At 46.7% G+C, this 22,642-nt stretch carries 21 protein-coding genes; 6 read left to right on the top strand and 15 right to left on the bottom strand.

The window, feature by feature from the left end; translation table 11 throughout:
* Positions 1 to 164 precede the first annotated feature (164 nt).
* Positions 165 to 2,423: a DUF6351 family protein gene (locus tag EXY25_RS02035; protein ID WP_130565543.1), complete on the top strand. Its 2,259-nt coding sequence runs from the start codon at positions 165 to 167 to the stop codon at positions 2,421 to 2,423.
* Positions 2,424 to 2,474: 51 nt separating this feature from the next.
* Here the strand turns inward: EXY25_RS02035 and hinT are convergent, their stop codons facing one another.
* On the bottom strand, positions 2,475 to 2,825 hold the full coding sequence (gene hinT / locus EXY25_RS02030) for a purine nucleoside phosphoramidase (protein ID WP_130565542.1): 351 nt from the start codon (positions 2,823 to 2,825) through the stop codon (positions 2,475 to 2,477).
* Positions 2,826 to 2,952: 127 nt separating this feature from the next.
* Here hinT and EXY25_RS02025 point away from each other — a divergent pair, with 127 nt between their 5' ends.
* The 3 genes from EXY25_RS02025 (at position 2,953) to EXY25_RS02015 (ending at position 7,278) form a co-directional block, all read left to right on the top strand.
* Positions 2,953 to 4,758 carry a M61 family metallopeptidase gene (locus EXY25_RS02025; RefSeq protein ID WP_207232090.1) on the top strand — a complete coding sequence of 602 codons (1,806 nt, stop codon included), beginning with the start codon at positions 2,953 to 2,955 and terminating at the stop codon, positions 4,756 to 4,758.
* 28 nt (positions 4,759 to 4,786) lie between these two features.
* Positions 4,787 to 6,823: a HAMP domain-containing methyl-accepting chemotaxis protein gene (locus EXY25_RS02020; RefSeq protein WP_165419222.1), complete on the top strand. Its 2,037-nt coding sequence runs from the start codon at positions 4,787 to 4,789 to the stop codon at positions 6,821 to 6,823.
* 260 nt (positions 6,824 to 7,083) lie between these two features.
* A complete protein-coding gene (locus EXY25_RS02015) occupies positions 7,084 to 7,278 on the top strand; it encodes a hypothetical protein (RefSeq protein ID WP_130565540.1) in 195 nt (64 codons plus the stop codon).
* A gap of 197 nt (positions 7,279 to 7,475) precedes the next feature.
* Here the strand turns inward: EXY25_RS02015 and asd are convergent, their stop codons facing one another.
* From asd to queE, 5 genes are all read right to left on the bottom strand, one after another.
* Positions 7,476 to 8,588, bottom strand: a complete 1,113-nt coding sequence (asd, locus tag EXY25_RS02010; RefSeq protein WP_130565539.1) for an aspartate-semialdehyde dehydrogenase — start codon at positions 8,586 to 8,588, stop codon at positions 7,476 to 7,478.
* A 216-nt stretch (positions 8,589 to 8,804) separates the two neighbouring features.
* Complete coding sequence (locus tag EXY25_RS02005) at positions 8,805 to 9,017, bottom strand: DUF3820 family protein (RefSeq protein WP_267896986.1); 213 nt, start codon at positions 9,015 to 9,017, stop codon at positions 8,805 to 8,807.
* A 15-nt stretch (positions 9,018 to 9,032) separates the two neighbouring features.
* Positions 9,033 to 11,096, bottom strand: coding sequence for a S9 family peptidase (locus EXY25_RS02000; protein WP_130565538.1), 2,064 nt, complete (start codon positions 11,094 to 11,096; stop codon positions 9,033 to 9,035).
* A gap of 150 nt (positions 11,097 to 11,246) precedes the next feature.
* Positions 11,247 to 11,552 (bottom strand): monooxygenase, encoded by a 306-nt coding sequence (locus EXY25_RS01995; RefSeq protein WP_130565537.1) that lies wholly within the window; start codon positions 11,550 to 11,552, stop codon positions 11,247 to 11,249.
* Positions 11,553 to 11,655: 103 nt separating this feature from the next.
* A complete protein-coding gene (queE, locus tag EXY25_RS01990; protein WP_130566022.1) occupies positions 11,656 to 12,336 on the bottom strand; it encodes a 7-carboxy-7-deazaguanine synthase QueE in 681 nt (226 codons plus the stop codon).
* 88 nt (positions 12,337 to 12,424) lie between these two features.
* Here queE and queC point away from each other — a divergent pair, with 88 nt between their 5' ends.
* Complete coding sequence (gene queC, locus EXY25_RS01985; RefSeq protein ID WP_130565536.1) at positions 12,425 to 13,084, top strand: 7-cyano-7-deazaguanine synthase QueC; 660 nt, start codon at positions 12,425 to 12,427, stop codon at positions 13,082 to 13,084.
* A 49-nt stretch (positions 13,085 to 13,133) separates the two neighbouring features.
* Here queC and EXY25_RS01980 read toward each other — a convergent pair whose 3' ends face one another.
* Positions 13,134 to 13,502, bottom strand: a complete 369-nt coding sequence (locus EXY25_RS01980) for a hypothetical protein (protein WP_130565535.1) — start codon at positions 13,500 to 13,502, stop codon at positions 13,134 to 13,136.
* Between the two features lie 646 nt (positions 13,503 to 14,148).
* Here EXY25_RS01980 and rrtA point away from each other — a divergent pair.
* Entirely contained in the window at positions 14,149 to 14,760 is a 612-nt protein-coding gene (gene rrtA / locus EXY25_RS01975) for a rhombosortase (protein WP_130565534.1), read from the top strand.
* Positions 14,761 to 14,847: 87 nt separating this feature from the next.
* Here the strand turns inward: rrtA and pyrF are convergent, their stop codons facing one another.
* The 8 genes from pyrF to hisC all read right to left on the bottom strand — a co-directional run bounded on the left by pyrF (position 14,848) and on the right by hisC (position 22,615).
* Entirely contained in the window at positions 14,848 to 15,546 is a 699-nt protein-coding gene (pyrF, locus tag EXY25_RS01970) for an orotidine-5'-phosphate decarboxylase (RefSeq protein ID WP_130565533.1), read from the bottom strand.
* Positions 15,547 to 15,567: 21 nt separating this feature from the next.
* Complete coding sequence (gene lapB, locus EXY25_RS01965) at positions 15,568 to 16,734, bottom strand: lipopolysaccharide assembly protein LapB (RefSeq protein WP_130565532.1); 1,167 nt, start codon at positions 16,732 to 16,734, stop codon at positions 15,568 to 15,570.
* On the bottom strand, positions 16,734 to 17,024 hold the full coding sequence (locus EXY25_RS01960; protein ID WP_205695371.1) for a lipopolysaccharide assembly protein LapA domain-containing protein: 291 nt from the start codon (positions 17,022 to 17,024) through the stop codon (positions 16,734 to 16,736). The genes lapB and EXY25_RS01960 overlap by 1 nt, the downstream gene beginning before the upstream one ends.
* A 100-nt stretch (positions 17,025 to 17,124) precedes the next feature.
* Positions 17,125 to 17,418, bottom strand: a complete 294-nt coding sequence (ihfB, locus tag EXY25_RS01955) for an integration host factor subunit beta (protein ID WP_114336721.1) — start codon at positions 17,416 to 17,418, stop codon at positions 17,125 to 17,127.
* A gap of 93 nt (positions 17,419 to 17,511) precedes the next feature.
* A complete protein-coding gene (gene rpsA / locus EXY25_RS01950) occupies positions 17,512 to 19,191 on the bottom strand; it encodes a 30S ribosomal protein S1 (protein ID WP_114336866.1) in 1,680 nt (559 codons plus the stop codon).
* Positions 19,192 to 19,295: 104 nt separating this feature from the next.
* The gene (gene cmk / locus EXY25_RS01945) at positions 19,296 to 19,994 is read right to left on the bottom strand and encodes a (d)CMP kinase (protein WP_130565530.1); all 699 of its coding nucleotides are present in this window, start codon (positions 19,992 to 19,994) and stop codon (positions 19,296 to 19,298) included.
* A 212-nt stretch (positions 19,995 to 20,206) separates the two neighbouring features.
* The gene (gene aroA, locus EXY25_RS01940) at positions 20,207 to 21,490 is read right to left on the bottom strand and encodes a 3-phosphoshikimate 1-carboxyvinyltransferase (RefSeq protein ID WP_114336723.1); all 1,284 of its coding nucleotides are present in this window, start codon (positions 21,488 to 21,490) and stop codon (positions 20,207 to 20,209) included.
* A 21-nt stretch (positions 21,491 to 21,511) separates the two neighbouring features.
* Complete coding sequence (gene hisC, locus EXY25_RS01935; protein ID WP_130565529.1) at positions 21,512 to 22,615, bottom strand: histidinol-phosphate transaminase; 1,104 nt, start codon at positions 22,613 to 22,615, stop codon at positions 21,512 to 21,514.
* Positions 22,616 to 22,642 lie beyond the last annotated feature (27 nt).

The raw sequence follows: 22,642 nt of genomic DNA, 5'->3' as shown, positions 1-22,642 counted from the left end.
AGTGCGTTTTTGGTATGTTTTATTCGCTAATTTTCTGAGAAAACTAACCCTTTGTAACCTTGGAAGTTATATCAATAACCAGAATAATAGGTGGGTCTGGCACCACACACGTAACTATACCTCACCCATAATTACTAGACGGTCTATCAAGCTGGAGTTTAGTCATGGGGTACCGGCCGTCTATTTCACGCTTAAAGATTTTATTACAGATAGTGCTAGTCTCGATAATCAGCTTCTACGGTTGGCAATGGTTAACTTTTGTAGACAAGTACCAGCATAGGCAAGTAGCTAACTACCCAAATGAATATCGGACGATACCGATATTGTCGACAGTAAAACGGCATATACGTGATACCCCGCGCCCTGTAGAGTCATTTCCATTTCCAATCCCACTGGGGGGCGTAGGCCCTGACAAGCCGCTTTATGCCGGCAGCAACCAATACCCATTCTTTTGCATGAGTGTGGACTCCCAATTGGGACAGCCGTTGGTCGATAATAATGCAGGCTTAGGGGTGCCGATCTATCAACAAGCCTTTGCAGGGAACGAAAGTCATATAATTGGACATAGTAAAGATTGCCTAATAGAGACGACTTTGCACTACTACTATCAAGAAAAAGATGGCTCATTTACACGCTTTAATTTCGACGCCCCACCAGAATACGAAGAAGTTGCAAAAATAGACTTAGGCAGTGAGTTAACGCCGTATATTATCCGCGTAGAAACGGGCAGTATTAATCGCTATCTCTATATGATTGCAATGCCGGTAAGCTGGCCAAAATCGCCCGAAAGAGATTCATCACAGCTTTGGAACAAGCGCCTTATCTACCAATTTAAGGGCGGTTCGGGGATTGGTTTTAGGCAAGGAAAGCTTAGGGTACGTGGGCTTATCGAGAGGCGCTCAGCACAATTGGCGCAAGGCTACGCCTTAGTTACATCAACAGCTAATCGCACCAGCTATACCTATAATATGCTGCTCGCCGAAGATACCGTTGCCAGAGTGAAATCCCAGTTTGTCAGCCTGTATGGCGATCCTATTTATACTGTAGGCGTTGGGGGTTCTGGCGGAGGATTGGCGCAATACCTGATAGCCCAAAATCGACCGGGGTTGATTGACGCTGCCCTCCCCCTATATAGCTACTCTGACATGGTGTCGCAGACAATATATGGCTTAGATTGTGAACTAATTGAGCATTATTTTTCTGTCACGTCACTCAATCGTTCTAAGTGGAGCGACTGGAATTTAAGGCGCTCGATCTTGGGCGTTAACACTAAGCAAGGACATATCCATAGATACGCTTGGCTACAACCCATAAACCAACTAGCGGCTGGGGTATGGCCCGAATACCCCCAAGGAAACAGTGAATGTCAAAATGGCTGGTTTGGTTTAACTTCACTCATACACAATCCAAGACAAAGCTACCTACGATCCTATTTTTCCAAAGCGGTTAGACAACAAGTTCACTGGAGCTACTGGGAAGATATGGTCGGATTCTTTGGTCGTGACAAGAGCGGTCATGCCAACACGACATGGGACAACCGTGGTGTGCAATATGGTCTTAACGCCCTTAGAAATCGAGAAATATCGCCTGACGAGTTCCTTGATCTAAACCGGCAAATAGGAGGATGGAAGCCACAAAATGAGATGGCGCCAGAAAAGCTATATACCGTTTTCGGTCCACAAAAAAAGCCATTATGGATGAGCTTATGGAGCCGGCACAATATTACGGCACCAGTTACGAACACCGGAGTAGCGCCTCGCAGTAAGGCCAGCTTAAAGGCGATAAAATCAGCCTATCGCAGTGGTCAAATATTTATCGGTAATATCAACATCCCGGTTTTAGATATAAGACACTATCTCGAACCAGAGCTTAACATGCACCATGTTTCAGCTAGCTTCGAAGCGAGACAGCGCATAATCAACTGGAAAGGTAACCGAGACAATCAGGTGATCTGGGTGGCGCACCCAGATTTCGATCCACAACAAGAAGCATTCAAGGCAATGGACAACTGGATGATGAACTTATTGTCTAGTCCAGAGCGCACTGCAGCAAACAGCCGCCCTACCGCCATCCAAGATCGTTGCATTGATGCCAATGGTGACACCATCGCACAAGGCCCAACCGTATGGGATGGGAAATGGAATGCTAGAAAACAAGGGAAGTGCCACCAAACATACCCCATGTTTAGCACATCTCGGATCCAAGCAGGAGGACCTTGGCAAGGTAGTGTATTTATTTGTCATCGAATACCTATCAAACAAGCCATTGCTTCAGGCATATATGGTGATATAGATATGACAAAGCACCTTCACACATTAGGCAAAATATTTCCTGATGGTGTCTGCGACTATACGAAGGGAGATAAAGGGCGCCCCTTAGACCTAATGCCACCAAAGCACACTCTCAATCTGACACCGGTGTAGATAGCGGAAGCTAAATACCGGCCAAGACCAAATTCGCCTTTCAGGAAACCACTATATCGCCAACATTGGCCCTAATGATTTGCCACCTAGCAGGTGCATATGAATGTGATAAACCTCCTGACCACCATGGTGATTGCAGTTAACTATTAATCGATAGCCATCATCGGCGATCCCTTGCGCTTTCGCTAATTTTGCAGCCACAGTGAATAAGCGTCCCAAAGCGAGTTCATCTTGTTCTGTGACATCGTTGATTGTCGGGATAAGTTTATTTGGGATAATCAGAATATGTTGAGGCGCCTTAGGGGATATATCTCTAAAAGCAGTCACCAATTCATCTTGATAAAGCAACTCTGTAGGGATCTCTTGGCGTATTATTTTACTAAAGATAGTTTCTTCGGCCATGACTAACTTCCAATGTAGATAAGTAAGCTCTTTTTTTAGCGCATTCCTCACGGTTTATCGAGTACTAGCGTGCGACAATTTGCAGTGGCTTACTAACCTTAACTTTTCCGGTTCAATTTTCATACAAATGATCGAATACACGCTCTGCCCGTCCGATCCTCACGCCCACCTTTTTGATGTGGCCATAAAATTCACCCCTAACACTGGTGATCCGCATCGCCTTTGGCTGCCGAATTGGATCCCCGGCAGTTACATGATTAGGGATTTTGCCCGCCACGTTGTCGAAATTACGGCTGACCAAAAAGGGTGTGTTTTACCAATTAGCAAGCTCGACAAACATAGCTGGCAAGTTACACCTCTTAATGGTGAACCAATAGAGGTCAGGTACCGAGTATTTGCATTTGATAGCTCAGTACGTGCCGCTTTCCTGGATCAATTACGTGGTTTTTTTAATGGCACGAGCGTATTTCTTGCCGTCGAAGGACGGGAGGATGAGCCAGTTCAGCTAAATTTGGAGCCTCCCACAGATCCACAGTGGGCGCACTGGCGTGTAGCGACCTCATTGCAGGAAGCTGGCGCAGAACGCTACGGTTTTGGCCTTTATAGCGCAGATAATTATGACGAACTGATCGACCACCCTGTCGAGCTTGGCGACTTTTCACTAGCCACGTTCAGCGTGTTCGGCGTGCAACACGACATTGTTATAGCTGGTCAGCATAATGCTTGTTTAGAAAGGCTTTGCCGAGACCTAAGAGAGATATGTCACCACCATATAAATTTCTTTGGTAAGCCAGCACCAATGGAACGTTACCTGTTTTTGATCAATGCCGTCGGTAAAGGATATGGAGGCCTGGAGCATCGCAACTCAACAGCCCTGCTCTGTAGCCGCTATGACCTACCCGAAACAGGTAGCGACAAGAAAGATAAAGCTTATCGCACATTTTTGGCTCTTTGCAGCCATGAGTATTTTCACAGCTGGAATGTCAAAAGGATCAAGCCAGATACCTTTGTGCCTTATCTGCTCACGAGAGAGACACATACTGAGCAACTTTGGCTGTATGAGGGGGTCACCTCCTACTACGACGAGCTAAGCCTGGTTAGGTGCGGATTAATCGGTCATGATGACTATTTGGAGATGCTTGCCGAAACAATCACCAGAGTACAACGAGGGTTAGGCAGGAAACGCCAAACCGTCGCAGAATCAAGCTTCGATGCTTGGACCCGTTTTTACCTGCAAGACGCTAACGCAGCCAATGCGATTGTCAGTTATTACACCAAAGGGAGCTTAATTGCCTTAGCATTAGATCTGTCATTAAGGCGAAATACGCAACACCAATGCTCCCTCGACCTCGTTATGCAGACCTTATGGCAAGAGTTTGGCCGGACAGGGCAACCAACACGTAACCATACCGTAATCGATATTATCGAGCGCCTTACCGGGCTGGACTACGAGCCGTTTTTCGATAAGTACCTATACAACACTGATGAGATCCCTCTCGAAGAATTGTTAACAGAAGTAGGCATAGGGCTCAAGCTAAGAGTAACTGCGTCGATACAAGATAAAGGGGGCAAGCAAACCACAGAGCACTCCCTCTTTTGGCAATTTGGCGCAACCATTAGTAGTGATATTGCAGGCGTAAAAATAGTTTCAGTCCATAATGGAAGTGCAGCAGAAGATGCTGGAATGTCTCCAGGCGACTTGCTAGTCGCTTTTGATGGCGTGCGCGTTAGTGCAGAAAATTTTAATGAGAGATTTCAGCGACACACGAAACAGTGTCAACGTGGTGACCAAATAACGATGCATGTATTTAGAGACGATAGGATGTTAGTGATGGCCCTCCCGCTCCGTGCGCCAATGCCGGATACCGCTGTGTTGAGCATCACAAATCATCAACGTGCAATTGACTGGCTAGACGGTTGCGCATTTAACTAATTGAGAGAATATGTTTAAGGCTGAATCAATGAGCAATAATAAACGTCCCAAAGGCAATCTTCTGGCCATGTTTCAAAACATCTCTGTCGTACTGAGGGTAAGCCTTGGCTTCGCCATTTTAGTAGTGCTGATGTTAATAATCAGTGGTGTATCGCTGTTAGGGATGACCGGGTTAAACTCGCAACTGCTCAAAGTGACCAATGAAGCAGTACCTCTGGTTGAAGAAGCAAATAAGGCGAGCATCGCACTGCTTACAGCTAACCGCCACTTTAAAGACTTTATCACTTCAAAAGATTCGGCGGCGATGGACGCTGCCGAACTCGCCTTTTCCACCAGCGAAACTCAGTTCAAAGAACAACTAGCCGGGTTAACCTCGTTAACTAAAAATCAAAACGACATTAATAACCTGCTAGAGCAACTTGGTAGTCTTGATGAGTCGTTCTTTGGCGAAGCAAAGGCGGCGATGGCAAGCTATCGTTCGATTCAGGCCAGTAAAAAAGATGTAAGCAGCCAAGTGGCTGATTTTTATATTATGTTGCCGCAGTTGAAGAAGTTTATCGCTGATAAAGTGCAAAAATTGCAAGATGACTATATTCGCAACTTAGCTGACGAATACTATGTCGCGTTAAATGGCCTAGAAGGCCCAACCGTAAAAGCGCTAAGTTCAGATCAACTGAGCGATATCGACAATACAATCTCCCAGAATGAAAAACGCCGGGGAAATTACGAGTCTAAATTAGTTGATCTTGAAGATGAGATTCCAGATCTACGAAACGATGTAGGTTTTATGCTTGACCGTCTTGATAAAGCACTGACTGCGCCAGATGGGGCCTTGGCTAATCATCGACAACTCATTTTCCTTACCGACGATGTATTTAACAAAGCCAGCGCAGCAGCACAATCGATTGCCGATGCGGTGTCGGTGTTCGATCAGGTAACCTCTGCTGCTACCACCTTTGTAAACACCGCTTCCGATGATGCCAGCTCTGCGCTAAATAAGGGACTAAGCCTTGTTGCCATCCTCGGTCTGTTATCTATCCTTATCGCCGCGGTAATTGGTTGGAGCACAGCAATTGGTATCCGCCGCCCGCTAAAGAATATCCTCGATGTACTGTCTGCCATTGTCGATGGCGACATGACCCACACTGTGACAGTGAAAGGCGAGAACGAATTTGGCCAATTAGGCAGTTGGGTGAACAAGCTCAATCAACAAATGCGCGATATTCTGGGCCAGCTAACCACTGCTTCCCATCACCTATCTCAGGTCGCAGTTTCAAATCAACAAACCAGCACGCATTCGCGGGATGAGCTGGACCGCCAGCGACATGAAACGGCGAGTGTGGCGACAGCGATGACAGAGATGTCCGCTTCGGTAAAAGAGGTCACCTACTCCGCTAATATTACGCTAGAAAAAGTCCTTGAAGTTGAGTCAGCTGCCAACACCGGACGCGAAGTGATGAGTCATAACATCACCACGACCCATCAACTCTCTGAGAAGCTTAAGCAGTCTAATGAAGTGATTGGCCAGGTTGACGGCTACAGCAATAATATCGGTGGGATCTTGGTGGTTATTCGAGGAATAGCGGACCAGACCAACTTACTCGCGTTGAATGCTGCTATCGAAGCGGCACGGGCTGGAGAGCAAGGCAGAGGCTTTGCGGTCGTGGCCGACGAAGTAAGAAACCTTGCACAAAAAACGGGGGAATCGATCACTGAGATTCAAAGTATGATTGAGAGCCTGCAGTCCAGTGCCAAACAAGCCGTTGAGGTTGTTTCTGAGTGCTTTAATGAGATGGAAGCCAGTGTCATGCAAGCCTCTGATGCCAATAGCTCAATGGAAGAGATACAAGGAATTATCGCGCAGATAAGCGATATGAGTAGTCAAATTGCTGCAGCAGCAGAGGAGCAGCAATGCACTGCCGACGAGATCACCCGCAACATAAATCATATCTCTGACATCTCTGATGAGAACTACGAAGGAATTGAAGCGATCGCCAAAGGTAGCGCTGAACTTGAACGCTTAGCAAAAGAGCAAGATCAACTGGTCGACCGATTCAAACTATGACGTAAAGCAAATCATGAGAAGCCACACTCTCGTGTGGCTTTTTTGTATTTGCAGTCAGCTAAAACCCCACCACAGCTAAATAAATGACAAACAATTTATATGTCTGTTTTTTATACACTTAGCATCACATTTAATCCAGATCACAACTCTTTATTAGAATGTGCGTATCCTCCCAAGCTAAACAATCGAAAGGGTTTTCCGTTTTACAAGAGTGCAAAGATTACCCAAAATATAGTCACTTGTTAGCGAGAACACAGAGTATGAAAATGACGAAAGGCGTTAAAAGTTTTGTTAAGTCACTGGCGTGTGCAACCCTGCTTTGGTTGTTCTTCAGCTGGCTTACTGGCTCACCTACACTTTCTATCGTTACTGCCGCCCTAGTATTATCTGCCGGCGTACTTGCGTTGATAGAAGAGCTTGTTCACACAAAGAAAAGTGATCATTTGGTGTTATAGACATCAGCTTATAGCCTGCTTCTCTTGCCTTGTGGCAGGCACTCACTTTATTTTTCAAAGTCCCTAATAGAAACTCAATCTAGCTTCCCAAGCTATCAGTTGACGCAACACCTCTCTTGCAGTTTTTCCTTTATCGATAAACATAAAAAAGGCCACCATTTAGGCAGCCTATTGGCAATCTGTTAACGAACAGACGCTTACTTGTCGAGCAAAATACGCAACATGCGACGTAACGGTTCGGCAGCGCCCCATAACAGCTGATCACCGACTGTAAAAGCTGATATGTATTCAGGCCCCATAGAGAGCTTTCTAATACGTCCAATAGGAACACTCAACGTGCCAGTCACCTTGGTCGGCGTCAGCTCTTCAACCGTGATTTCACGATCGTTAGGGATCACCTTAACCCAGTCATTGTGAGAAGCGAGTATTGATTCAATTTCACTGACAGGTAGGTCTTTATTTAGCTTAATAGTCAGCGCCTGACTATGACAACGCATCGCGCCAATACGAACACAAAGGCCATCGATAGGTACGGGCGACTCACTACGACCTATGATCTTATTAGCTTCAACTTCAGCCTTCCACTCTTCGCGGCTCTGACCGCTAGGCATTGGCGTATCAATCCAAGGGATCAGAGATCCCGCTAGCGGCACACCAAATTGATCGGTAGGGAATTCACCGTTACGCATTCTATCTGCAACTTTACGGTCAATATCCAAAATGGCCGATGCCGGGTCATCCAGCTCCGCTTTCACTTCATCACGCAAATCGCCCATTTGACTGATCAATTCACGCATATTGCGTGCACCGGCACCCGATGCCGCTTGATATGTCATTGGGCTAACCCAGTCTACTAGGCCTTTTTCAACCAAACCGCCAATCGCCATCAATAGCAAGGAGACGGTACAATTCCCACCGACGAAGGTTTTCACCCCAGCGTCAAGACCTTGTGAAATAACGTCAGCATTGACCGGATCAAGAACAATAATGGCGTCATCGTCCATACGTAGGCTTGATGCAGCATCAATCCAATAACCTTGCCAACCAGCTTCACGTAATGGTTCAAATACAGCCTTGGTATAATCACCACCCTGACAGGTAATAATCACGTCCATCGCTTTAAGCGCATCAATGTCGTAAGCATCTTTCAACGGTGTCACCGGTTTACCAATATCTGGGCCGGGCTGTCCCGCCTGAGATGTGGTGAAGAAAGTGGTATCGACCAATGAAAAATCGTTCTCTTCTTGCATACGCTGCATCAACACAGAGCCAACCATGCCGCGCCAGCCTATTAAACCTACGTTCATCATGCTGCTTTCGCTATCCTCTGATTACAGGCCAAACCATAAGTCGCGGTTTAGCACAAGGGGGTTCAAACCAAACTGAACAGGCTTTATGGCAAGTCAAAGTGCCACTCTGGCAAGCCTACTGAACAGAGCAGCCCACAATACCGATTTTTGAGCTAAAAAGGAATCCTCACAGGGGGGGAAATAACTCTCCCCACCACGCTTATATGCTTGCAAACACTATGACTGTGCCGCGTCTTTAACCGCGCGCTTTACAAATCCCTCTAAACCTTCCAGCTTTACTTCATATACTAAAGCAAGTAATTCGCCGAGCTCTCCTTTCGGAAAGCCCTGCTTTGCCAGCCAAACCATGTAAGGCTCGGGTATGTCGATCAATGGTCTACCCGCATACTTACCGAATGGCATCGACATCTCTGTTAGCTTTCTTAACACACTGGCATCCAACGTTTAGCCCTCGTCCGACGGATCTGACAGTCGTTTGCTGCTAGGCCCACCATATTGTTCAAACCACCACAAGATATGAGCAACTTTACTCATGAGATTTGATGGCCGCGCTGCAATCCCATGACCTGCACCAGGGATCCTAACCATTGCGGTATCGACCCCAGCAAGCTTTAACGCTTGATAGTATTGCTCTGTTTCAGAAATTGGCGTGCGGTAATCAGATTCCCCGGTCAACAGCATGGTAGGTGTTTTAACGTTTCCAACATAACTGATCGGCGAACGCTTCATATAAGCCTCCATATCGTCCCAAGGTAACGAATCAAACCAGTATTGGGTAAAAAATGGATAGGCGTCTGCCGTTAAACTAAAGCTATACCAGTTGATCACAGGCTTAGCTACTACAGCGGCTTTGAAGCGATCGGTATGACCAACGATCCACGCAGTCAGCGTTCCACCACCACTACCGCCGGTCACATAGAGTTGCTCAGGGTCAACAAAACCTTTGGCAATAACGGCATCAACACCAGAGATCAGATCATCGTAATCCTCAGATGGATAATTATGATGGATATAATTCGCAAAGACTTCACCGTAACTGTCGCTACCACGCGGGTTAACATACAAAACCACGTAACCAGCCGCGGCAAACAGCTGGATCTCCGCAGCAAAGCGGGCGCCATAATTCGCCACCGGTCCACCATGAATCTCTAGCATCAAAGGATATTTCTTTGTGGCATCGAAGTTTGGTGGGTATGCGATCCAACCTTGTATCTCCAAGCCATCAGCGGACGACGGGTAGCGGATCTCTTCAATCGTCGCTAACTGCTTGCGGGATAATAGTGTCTTGTTTAAATGGGTAATCCTTTTGGCTTTACCACCACGGTAGTTCACAACAGCAATTTCGGCAGGGGAAAGCCCGTCTGTCGTCGTAAACGCGATTTGCCGACCTTTTACAGTGAACTGGCCACCAGCATAAGGTCGGCCTAAAGAAAGCCCTCCGACATCGCTGACCACCTGCTTAAAGCGGCCGTTGCGATCTGTACGGCCTATGTAGGTGTTGCCTTGGTCATCATATTGAAAATAGAGATGCTTGCCATTGTCAGACCACACAGGTGCCGCCACACTTCTATCCAGATCTGCAGTTAAAACTCGCGAATTCCCTGTCGCTAAATTCAACAGGTAAAGTTGGCGATTCTGATAGATCACTTTCCTGTCATCGAAGCCGACATAAGCAATGTACTTACCGTCAGGAGACAACGCTGGATGCGCATCTGGACCTACCCGGTCGGTTAAAGGCTTCACCTTGCCATTGTTCAAAGACAGTGCAAACAATTCACTGTTTAATGGTGCCTTTTCAGCATCTGGAACGGCAGAGAAATAGATGGTTTTAACATCCGGGGAAAATGTTAGTGGACCATCATGATCGTACTGTGCCTGAGTTAATTGGATCGCCGAGCCGCCGTCGGCCGACATCATGAAGATTTGTTGGTTACCAGCCGGTAGGTACCCTGCCCCATCAAATCGGTAAAACGTCGAGGAGACCACTTTGGCTGGTGGCGCCCAATCAGCAGTCCTAGGCTTGCCAGGCAATGCCACTAACGGTTTTTCTTGGCGCGGAACAAACGCAGTGAATAGTAACGAAGCACCGTCCGGCGACCAAGTAAGATTAGTCGGACCTTCAGGTAACTGGCTTAGCACAGCGATCTGTCCGGTGTCTTGCCAGCGCATATAAAGCTGAGTAGAGCCGCCACGGTTAGAGATAAATGCTAGACGTTTGCCGTCTGGTGATAGTCTCGGGGACCGATCATTGAACAACCCTGTCGTTAACGGCCTGAGTTCACCACTAGCGATATTCGCCACCCACAAATTACTGCGTTTCCTGTCCTTTTCAATATCCATAAAGTTGCGAACAAAAATAACTTGTTCACCACTCCTACTGAGTTGCGGATCGGAGGCATATTCTAGGGCAAACACATCCTCCAATTGCAACGTTTCAAGAGGCGCAGCGAATAACAAATGACTTTGTGCTAACAGACAAAACGATACCAATGCAGCAAAGCAGCGCATAATGGTCTCCCTGGAATATGGAATTATTTTGATTATGAGCCAAACACACTAACGGACGGAGCTGCGCCGTTCAATAAAGCGATAGGAATTGTAATGGTTAGTAACATTTGTTTCGATGATAGGAGAGTGAGATCACCAACAATAAACGGCTTATAAAGGAGCCCGAGTGATCAATGAAAGCTGCTCATTCACCTCATACAGATGAGACTCGAACTCTGTCACTCCCAGCGCCTCTAATCGCTTCCTGTGAGTTAGCAGGAAATCTTCTGCATCAGCCTCATTTGCAAAAAGGTAGATCCCACCGGCAAGCCGTGTATCGCGATTTTCGGTCCAAATCTTCCATTTCAAACCAGGCGCTTGCGCTATTTCCTCGGCCAAACCGCGACACGCATCTTCAAGCTGCTGATGCCATGGGCCGCGACTATGAAAGTGGATTTCGAGAATAACGTCTGTCATGAGTTAGCCAAACAAAAGATACCTATGCTGAGTTTAGCTAATAGCAAGGTTTCTGGTATGCGCAATATCAAGCCGATATAACTGACCGTCTAATCAGGCGAAACTACTCAATACCTAAATACTTATGGGTCTGTATCGACAAGCGCCAATTTCTAGCGATACATGTTTTCACGGCAAGTTCAGTGGCGCGAGGTTTTTGGCTTATCGGCTGTAGGCAGATTGTTTTTCCTGACAGTTGACCCGACGCTGATATGGGCGCCAACAATGCATCAAGTTCATCAATATGTGATTGCTTCGCCACTGGGTGTTTAATCTCGTTCGCCCTGAGTAGTGCGGATGCTAAAACATCATATCCGCCTTTCATCGCCACTTTAGGCGAAACCGTTACCCAGGTTTTGTCATCTACCAAAACTTCAAATGTCCCTGAAGTCTCTATTTGGCAATGATAGCCGCGCAAAAAAAGTGTGGAAGTTAAGTCACTTAAGTTGTATACACAAGGCTCTCCACCAGTAATAACAACATGCTTAGCGGTATACCCCTGTTCAGCAAACAAATTCAGCAACTGCGTACTGGTCATTTCACTCCAACACTCAGTTTCTCCCTGCTCTGCTAACAGATCAACAACATCAATTTTGGCGTCATCATCTAACGGCCAGGTATGCTTAGTGTCACACCATGAGCAGCCGACGGGACAGCCCTGCAAGCGCACAAAGATTGCCGGAACGCCGGTATACACCCCTTCGCCTTGAATGGTTTCAAACACTTCATTGACTGGATAGGCGATTTGCTTCATTGAATACCTGTTGTATGTGAGATAGATCGCGTAAAATGCCGGCGATTTATACGTTAAGCGCGAGCATTAAACAACCATCATGAACGAAAAAGTCGTCGTAATATACTCAGGTGGCATGGACTCTTATACCGTGCTGAATAAAGCGATTAAGCAAGGCTATGATGTCTATGCCTTGAGCTTTGACTACGGCCAACGCCATGTCAAAGAGCTCGAGGTCGCAGCCAGCGTCTGTAAAGAGTTAGCTATTCACCATAAAGTAGTTGATATCAGTGCCATCAATAGCCTGATTGGCGGATCTTCACTGACCGATGACATTGCAGTTGCCGAAGGCCATTACGAAGAAGAAAGCATGAAGTCAACGGTGGTACCCAACCGCAATATGATCCTGCTGTCACTTGCTGTTGGTTATGCCGTTTCATTAAAAGCGGGCAAGGTCTTTTATGGCGCCCACTCCGGCGATCATGCTATATACCCCGACTGTCGGCCAGAATTCGTGCTGAAGATGAATGAGGTGGCAAAAATTGCCAACTATGAAATTGTCGAAATATGCAGCCCTTATCTAAACGATAGTAAAATAGATATCCTCACCGATGGCCTGAAAATGGGGCTGGATTATAGTAAAACGTGGACATGTTATAACGGCAGAGAAAGAGCCTGTGGCAAATGCGGTGCATGTGTCGAACGACTCGAAGCATTTGAAAAAAATGCGTTGAAGGATCCGCTCTCGTACGAAGCCTAGTAACAAGGAAAGCGCCCAACGGCGCTTTTCCTCAGCTAGGAACGCTCACTTATTCAATATCTAATTCAGTGGCGTCGTGTTTCTTAAGCAGCGGCAAAACACTCTCAAATTGCTCTGCGTACTTGTCACACAATTCACCATTGGGGTTTTCTTTCTTCAACACCTCAAACTCTGCAGCTGCTGTCGCTTTAACCTGCTCCCAGTCAACCTGAAGATCACCTGAAAAGCCGTTGGCATAAAGATAAAGCTTAGAGATCTCCTGCACTTTTTCTTTTTCTATTGTGACGCCACAGCTGTCATTCATATACATTAACTTACTAATCCCTTCAGCCAGCATATCTTGCGCAAGCTCTTCCGCCGCAAACGTCGGCGCAGCACAGAAAAGCAACACGCCCATAAATGCAGTTCTCTTTAACATCTAATTATACCTCTGGCATCTCTTGTTATTGATGGGATTAAACCTGATGGCATAAACGAAGCCAATCAAGGTCAACATGAATAATTAAAACTATTACCAAACCTGCAAATGCGCCTGCCGCCGCAAACACGGCTACAACTATCTATACAGTTTGAGCTATCTCGCCATGCATCCTAAGTATAACTTCAGCACCACCCAAGACACAGACATATGCACATTAAGATAGCGCGCCAATGGCTCTTCTGCCATAGCTCGTTTTGCTTAATTCAGCTTTCCAGCAGCACTAACATCTATCTGAAACTCTTGATCATTGCGCCATGGATTAACTATATGACTACGAAGTAACAAAATAATTCGCTCATAGAAATAACAACTCAAAAAATATAGTTGTTAAGCAGCCTAGCCTTCAAACTTAGCTTCGTATGTTGCAAGCGTCGACACAGCGTGTATCTGGCGTACTTACGTCTTAAACGTAAACGCGAAATGCACCGGTGAGCAAGATCGACCTCGCCCATGCTGGATCACGCATTGCAGTCGCTTACTCGACATCAGCGATCATTGTTAGCAGAATAGCCTTTTTACTTGGCTTTCGTAATCCAACTACAGGCCACCCTATTCATTAGGAGACATAAGTGGTTACTAAGAAATGATACCAGCGCCAATCAGATCTGTGTGCCATTGGCCCAAAAGGCATTTGCCTATATCGCTAATTATAGGGTTCTGTTTTATCAGCCAATTCACATGGCTGATCTTCCCTGAGCTTAAGGAGTTACTAGCCTTTAACCATCAAGCGGTTGAGCGAGGTGGTTGGTATCGCCTCATTTCAGGCGCCATGATCCACACCAATGGGTATCACCTATTGATGAATGTTGCGGGACTGGTCGCGATTACCCTGCTTTTTGGCAAAACGGTTAGCAGTGTTCGTGGGTTCGTGGCTTGGCTATCTATTACCGTGCTCAGTGGGTTAGCCATTTATCTTCTGGTCCCGGAAGTTAAATGGTTTGTTGGCTTATCAGGCAGCTTACATGGCCTGCTAGCGTGGGCTGCACTAACCCAGTTACCCAAGCACCTCTATTCAAATATCGCTTTGTTGATTGGATTAACGATTAAGATAGTGTTTGAGCAGGTAACCGGTGGTGATACTGGCACCAGTGAACTGATTGGTGCCAGAGTTTTAATCGAGGGGCACCTCATGGGGGCGCTGAGCGGTGTGGTGGTGGCATTCGTAACTCAAATACTTGTTCGGCTGAAAAAATAATCAGAGCATTATTGGCTGCCGATTTAATTCACTGGCTTTAGCTCGCCTCGATAGCCAATGGCCGAACAATAGAGCAGGACCTACTATTTAACTAGGCAATGAAGCATTGATTTGTTGCAATGTCAGAAGCGGATCCGCAGATTGGGTGATCGGTCGACCAATGACTAAGTAATCGGAACCAGCAACAATGGCCTGTTCAGGCGTCATAATCCTTTGCTGATCACCAGCATCCGCGCCTGCAGGACGTATCCCCGGCGTCACCAATTGAAACCCCTGACCCAATGCAGCTTTCAAAGAGGTCGCTTCTTGCGCGGAACAAACCACACCATCTAAGCCTGCGTCCTTGGTTAAATGAGCGAGATTCATAACGTGCTCTGCTGGGCTAATCGGAATACCAATGCCGCGGAGATCATCAGCGCTCATGCTGGTCAATACAGTTACAGCGATCAATTTAGGACGTTCACTGCCGAAACTGGTTAACGCTTCAGCGGCCTTAACCATCATCTGCCGCCCACCACTGGCATGAACATTCACCATCCACACGCCTAACTCTGCTGAAGCGGCAACAGCACGAGCAACAGTATTTGGTATGTCATGAAACTTAAGATCAAGAAACACATCAAAGCCACGACTTTGTAACGCCTTTACGTATTCAGGCCCATACAAGGTGAACATCTCTTTGCCTACTTTCAAGCGGCATAGAGATGGATCAATTCGGTCAACAAAAGCAAGTGCGGCGTCTTGAGTTGGATAATCAAGGGCGACGATGACTTTTGGATCTTGCATGGGGGCTCCTATCTACTTGAGTTACTCGCCATCCAAACCGCGGATAGGCTTAATACGGCCCCAGCTTTTACATGATGGGCACTGCCAAAGCAAGCTCCCGCTGGAAAATCCACAATTACAACAGCGATATTTTGGTTTTATACGGATCTGCGTAGACACCAGCTCTTGCAACGACTTCAGACTTGAACGTGCCTTTGATGATTCGGCTGAGTTGATATGATAGTGCATCAGATGACAAAAGCCTTTCATGGTCGGATGACGCACCAACTCTTGCCTAACTAATGCTTCTGCCGCATCATCACCATCGGTTATAGCAACCCGCTGCGCAAGCTTAATCAGAATGGATACGCCAGCGCCAAGCTGTAACAGGTCACGAAGGAAATGTTCAAACGCTTTTGGGTCTCTATGCCCTTGATATAGATCTTCCACCGCAGCAACGATTTCACTGCAGAAATCAACGTCCTGATTAGGGATCTCTTGGTAGCATTTCAGAGCCCCTTTACGGTCGCCCTTTTCAATAAGTACTGATGCTTTAAGTAGGTAAGCTCGAATACAGGCATTATCAGCTTTAAGCGCTTGGTTAATAAGCTTGAGTCCATCATTGTCCCCACGCGCTAATAAGGGCTCCGCCAACTCGCAATAGTAATGTGCCAATGATGTGGCAATTTTTGCTTTTTGTTGCAGCTTATATGATTCAACCACTGCAACGGCCTTTTCCCAATCCTTGGTATATTCATAGATATGCAGAAGTTGTTCAGCAGACTTGAGTTGGTAGCCTTCATGCTCGAGTAGCTCAATAAAAATCGTTTCAGCTCGATCGAAAAGACCCGCAACCAAATAATCATGGCCAAGTTCAAACATCGCAAAATCGCGTTGCTCTATGGGTAAGCTGGGGCGTGCAATAAGGTTTTGATGAAGACGAATAGCGCGGTCGACCTCACCACGCTTTCGAAACAGGCTTGCTAACGCCAGGTGTGTATCAATGGTTTCGCTATCCACCTTAATCATGTCAATAAAGAGGTCAACGGCTTTATCTGATTGATCTGAGAATAGGTAATTTAGACCGGCAACATATTTTTCAGACAGCTTTAAGCTAGTGTCCTTTAACTCCTGGTCTCCGCTTCGTCGGCCCATATACCAACCGTAAGCGACTGCGATAGGCAGCAGAAGAAAAAGCAACTCGCTCATTAGATCGGTTCGCCTTTGGAGTGAATCGAATTCTCCAGTTTCTTCTTCAATTTATCTCTTTCACTACTAACGAAGCGCAACTTGATCCGAGTGCGGAGATTAAAAAGAAACAGCGTAAATGCGCCGATACAAAACCCAAGCACTAAGAAGACACCTAACAGCGTCGCTAATTGATACTCACCCATCGCAATGAGGTAATTGAACTCAACTAATTGACCGTTCCTGGCGCCGATTAAGACACAGAGGACAAATATAAGTGCCCATAATAGTAGGTAGATGACAAGTTTCACGAATGGGCCTCCAAGCGCAATTCCAAAACCTAACGCACGCCCGGTATTATGACATAAAAAAACGGCATACCTAAGCATACCGTTTTTTTATCATTGACTATCAGCCGCTTACAAATGCGTCATTCACTCGGTCACGAAGTTCTTTACCCGGCTTAAAATGTGGGACAGACTTTCCTGACAGTGTTACCGAATCTCCGGTTTTAGGGTTACGCCCCACCCGCGGAGCACGGTAGTGCAGTGAAAAACTGCCAAAACCACGAATTTCGATCCGCTCACCTTCTTCAAGGGTTGCAGCCATCTGTTCGAGTATCTCTTTAATCGCCGACTCAACCTCTTTGGCAGACAAGTGCGTCTGCGTGGTGGCAAGTCGCTCAATCAGATCTGACTTTGTCATAACAATCATCACCGTTTGACTTAAGGGCCGATAAGCTATTCGGCAGTTAAAAAAAAAGGGCCGCATAAGCGGCCCTTTTTTCAAAAGGATGGCTTATGCATCGCCTTTCGCATTCTTGAAAGCTTCTGCCATGGCACTGCTGAAACCAGCAGTTTCAGTAGGCTGAGCATTCAAGTCTTCAATCGCAGTCTTTTCGTCTGCTTCATCTTTCGCACGGATAGACAAGCTAACTACACGGTTCTTACGATCGATACCCATGAACTTGGCTTCAACATCATCGCCAACGCTCAATACGGTAGAAGCGTCTTCAACGCGGTCACGAGAGATATCTGAAGCGCGGATATAACCTTCTACGCTAGAGGACAACTCAACAGTCGCGCCTTTGGCGTCAACTGCAGTAACCTTACCATTAACGATAGCACCTTTCTTGTTATCATTCAGATAATTATTGAAAGGATCTTCGTTCAACTGCTTCACGCCCAAGCTGATGCGCTCACGCTCAGGATCGACCTGCAGAACAACGGCATTAACTTCGTCGCCCTTCTTGAACTCACGAACTGCGTCTTCGCCTTGACCATTCCAGCTGATGTCTGACAAGTGAACCAGACCATCAATGCCGCCGTCCAAGCCGATGAAGATACCGAAGTCAGTGATTGACTTGATCTTACCGCTAACTTCATCGCCTTTAGCATGGTTGCTAGCGAACTCTTCCCATGGGTTAGCTTTACACTGCTTAAGACCCAGAGAGATACGACGACGATCTTCATCGATATCAAGAACCATAACGTCAACAGCATCACCCAGGTTAACAACCTTGCTTGGGTGGATGTTTTTGTTAGTCCAATCCATTTCAGAAACGTGTACCAGACCTTCAACACCTTCTTCGATCTCTACGAAACAACCGTAGTCAGTCAGGTTGGTCACAACACCGCTTACGCGAGTGCCTTCAGGGTAACGACCAGCGATAGCTACCCATGGATCTTCACCCAGCTGTTTCAGACCAAGTGACACGCGAGTGCGCTCACGGTCGAACTTAAGGATCTTAACTAGGATCTCATCACCAACATTTACGATTTCACTTGGGTGCTTAACGCGCTTCCAAGCCATGTCAGTGATATGCAACAGGCCGTCAACGCCACCTAAGTCTACGAATGCACCGTAGTCAGTCAGGTTCTTAACGATACCTTTAACTTCTAGGCCTTCCTGCAGAGACTCAAGCAGCTGATCACGTTCAACGCTGTTCTCAGTTTCAATAACTGCACGACGAGAAACAACAACGTTGTTACGCTTTTGATCTAGCTTGATTACTTTGAATTCGAGTTCTTTACCTTCCAAGTGCGCAGTGTCGCGTACTGGACGAACGTCAACCAAAGAACCTGGCAAGAACGCACGGATACCATTAAGGTCAACAGTGAAGCCACCCTTCACTTTACCCGTCATGATACCGATTACAGTTTCTGCTTCTTCGAAGGCGCGTTCCAGAACGATCCACGCTTCATGACGCTTAGCTTTCTCGCGAGACAGAATAGTCTCACCGAAGCCGTCTTCAACAGCGTCTAGTGCAACATCAACCTGGTCACCCACTTGAACTTCAACAACGCCTTCAGCGTTTTTGAACTGTTCAGCAGGAATAACTGCTTCTGACTTAAGACCTGCGTCAACCAACACAGCTTCTTTAGTAACAGAGATTACAGTACCTTTAACGATGGCACCCGGGCGGGTTTCGATTGTCTGTAAGCTTTCTTCGAATAATTGAGCAAAAGATTCAGTCATGTTTGATTTTAAACCATACTCATCCACGCAGCTTCCTTCTGTGCGGGGTAGTTAACGTTATTCGTTACCATCCTTAGCAACGAAGAACCGCAGCTTTCACCTAGTTAGGCGGAAGCTGTCGGCGATAATTTTCCATATATGTAATCAAATGCGGTTGCTTCAACCTCATCGATTGACATTTTACTGCTGTCGATGACCAATGCGTCTTCCGCTGGAACCAACGGAGCTACGCTCCGATTAGTGTCGCGTTCATCACGAGCTTGGACATCGGCTAAAATTTGCGCGAGGTTAGCATCATGGCCAGCGCTTTGCAACTGCAGATAACGGCGGTTAGCCCGGTCCTCGGCGCTTGCGGTTAAGAATAGCTTCACTGGGGCGTCCTGAAAAACCACCGTTCCCATATCACGGCCATCAGCCACTAGACCGGGTAGCGCCTTAAACGCCCTTTGTCGTCGAAGTAATGCCTCACGCACCCGAGGGAATGCAGCGATCTTTGAAGCAACAGCACCGCACTCTTCGGTACGAATGCTTTTACTGACCTCTTCGCCTTCCAGAATTACTTGGATTTTCTTGGTGTTCTCGTCTGACACAAACTGCACATCTAAATGCGCGGCCAAAGGCACCAGTGCATCTTCATTTTCGATATCCACACCATGGTGCAAGGAAGCTAATGCCAACACACGATAAATAGCGCCACTATCAAGCAGATGCCAGCCCAGTTGCTGCGCCAATCGCTGAGCGAGTGTCCCTTTCCCTGAACCGCTGGGACCATCAATAGTGATCACTGGTGCGCCTGAAGGCATAAAAACTCCGGTATTCTAATAAAAATCAGTACATTAGGGTGAGCAGATGACGTGTTTACAGCTCTCCCCCTATAAAGCGCGACTATTATAGTGAGAAAGTATTAAAGGTAAAATGCAGTTCAACGATAAAAACCGTCGGACGAAAGCGTCACATCACATTGCTAGGAATAAAAAAGGGACCGCAACGGGTCCCTTCTTAATCTTCAGTCCTATTATAGCTCGCTTAACGATGCCAAACGCTCAAAATAGTCAGGAAAAGTTTTCGATGTGCACTTAGGATCATTAATAGTCACGGGTGTATCACTTAATGCGACTAACGAAAAACACATCGCCATACGGTGATCATTATAAGTATCGATCGCCGCATGAGAGAGCTTGGCTGGTGGTTGGATCACAATGTAATCTTCTCCCTCTTCCACTTCAGCCCCCACTTTACGCAGCTCTGTCGCCATCGCGGATAAACGGTCAGTTTCCTTAACGCGCCAGTTATATACGTTACGAATTGCCGTTGTGCCCTCAGCAAACAAAGCCGCTGTAGCAATAGTCATTGCCGCATCTGGAATATGGTTCATATCCATATCCACCGCCTTTAGTTCGCCCACACGAGAAATGATATATTCATCACCCCACTCTATTTGGGCGCCCATAGCTTCAAGCACATCAGCAAAATGGATATCGCCTTGAATGCTGTTACGACCAATGCCAGTCACTTTAATCTCGCCGCCCTTAATGGCAGCTGCAGCCAAGAAATAGGACGCAGACGACGCATCGCCCTCAACCATAAAGCGGCCTGGTGCTTTGTAGGTTTGATTACCCTTGATGATGAACTTCTGATAATCGATATTTTCTACACTGACTCCGAATTGCTCCATGATATGTAGCGTAATATCGATGTAAGGTTTGGATACCAGTTCACCACTAATCACAATTTCAGTGTCGCCACCAGCCATTGGTGCGGCCATCAGGAAAGCGGTCAAAAACTGACTGGACACGCTACCATCAATAGATACTGTGCCACCAGACAACCCGGTTCCATAAATCTTCAGAGGTGGATAATCGGCATTTTTTAAGTATTCAACATTAGCGCCTGCTTGCACCAAGGCATCGACTAAAGCACCGATTGGGCGCTCTTCCATACGCGGTTCGCCGGTCAGGACGAACTCGCCTGCACCCAAACAGAGAGCCGCGCATAGTGGCCGCATCGCAGTACCCGCATTGCCTAAAAACAGCTCTAAAGACTCAGACGCGTTAAACGCACGGCCAAGCCCTTGCACTGTGCATTCGGTCTTATCATCGGAAAGCTGATAGCTGACGCCCAAGGCTTTCAATGCATTAAGCATATGGCGAATATCATCGCTATCGAGCAAATTGGTTAATATCGTCTCGCCTTCAGCTAACGCTGCTAGCAGTAGCGCACGATTTGAAACGCTTTTTGAGCCGGGTAAATTGACGGTGCCATTAACCCGCTGAATAGGTTGAAGTGTCAGTTGTTCCATTGAATTCATCTATATCAAAGCTTACAAAGAAAGCACTGATGTCAGTGCGTCGATAAAACGGTTATTTTCTTCTGAAGTGCCGATACTTACGCGGAGATGATTTGGTAAGCCATACCCACCAATCGGACGCACTATCACCCCTTGATGCAGCAATGCATCATAGACATCAGTGCCATTTCTACCGGTATCAAAAGTAACAAAATTGCCCCATGATGGGATAAAATTTATCTGCTGCTGACGAAAGAAATCAGTCAGTTGAGTCATCCCTTGGCGGTTAACAGAAACAGATTCGTGTAGAAACTCGTTATCATCTAGCGCTACTTCAGCGGCTTTCAATGCCAGTGAATTAACATTAAACGGCTGACGTAATCGATTTAACAGGCCAGCCATATCTGCACTACTAACACTGTAACCAACACGCAGACCAGCTAATCCATATGCCTTTGAGAAGGTACGCGTAACCACAAGGTTGGGGTAATCATTTAACCATTCAACACTGTTAGCACGATCACTGGCATCAACATACTCATCGTAGGCTTCGTCCAACACCACAATGACATCTTTTGGTACAGCGGCAATGAATGCTTTCAGACACTCTTTCGAGAGGAAAGTACCTGTCGGATTATTAGGGTTAGCGATAAAGATCATTTTGGTCTTGTCGCTAATCGCCGCTGCCATTGCATCTAGATCGTGTCCATATGCCTTAGCCGGCACAACACAGGGTTTAGCCCCTATTGCTTGCGTCACTAGGGGATATACAACAAAAGCGTGTTCTGCAAACATCACTTCATGTTCGGCGGATACAAAGGTACGTGCGATCAGCTCCAGCACATCATTAGAACCATTGCCCAGGGTAATCTGTGCCGATTCTACGCCGAGACGACTCGCCAGCTTCTCTTTCAGATAAAAGCCATTGGCATCAGGGTATCTGCTCAGCTCAGTAAACTCACTAACCAGCGCCTGTTTCACCTTGTCACTGATCCCCAAAGGGTTCTCGTTTGACGCAAGCTTCACTACATTTGAGATACCGAGCTCTCGTTCCAACTCGCTAACTGGCTTACCCGCCTGATAAGGATGTAATCCACGGATCCCAGCATTTGCCAAGGCAATCAAATCACAGCTCACGCCACGCTTCCTTTTTATCAGAGATAG

It is taken from the genome of Corallincola spongiicola, assembly GCF_004284785.1.
Taxonomy (GTDB): Bacteria; Pseudomonadota; Gammaproteobacteria; order Enterobacterales; family Neiellaceae; genus Corallincola; species Corallincola holothuriorum.
This window is presented reverse-complemented; position numbering and strand designations above follow the sequence as displayed.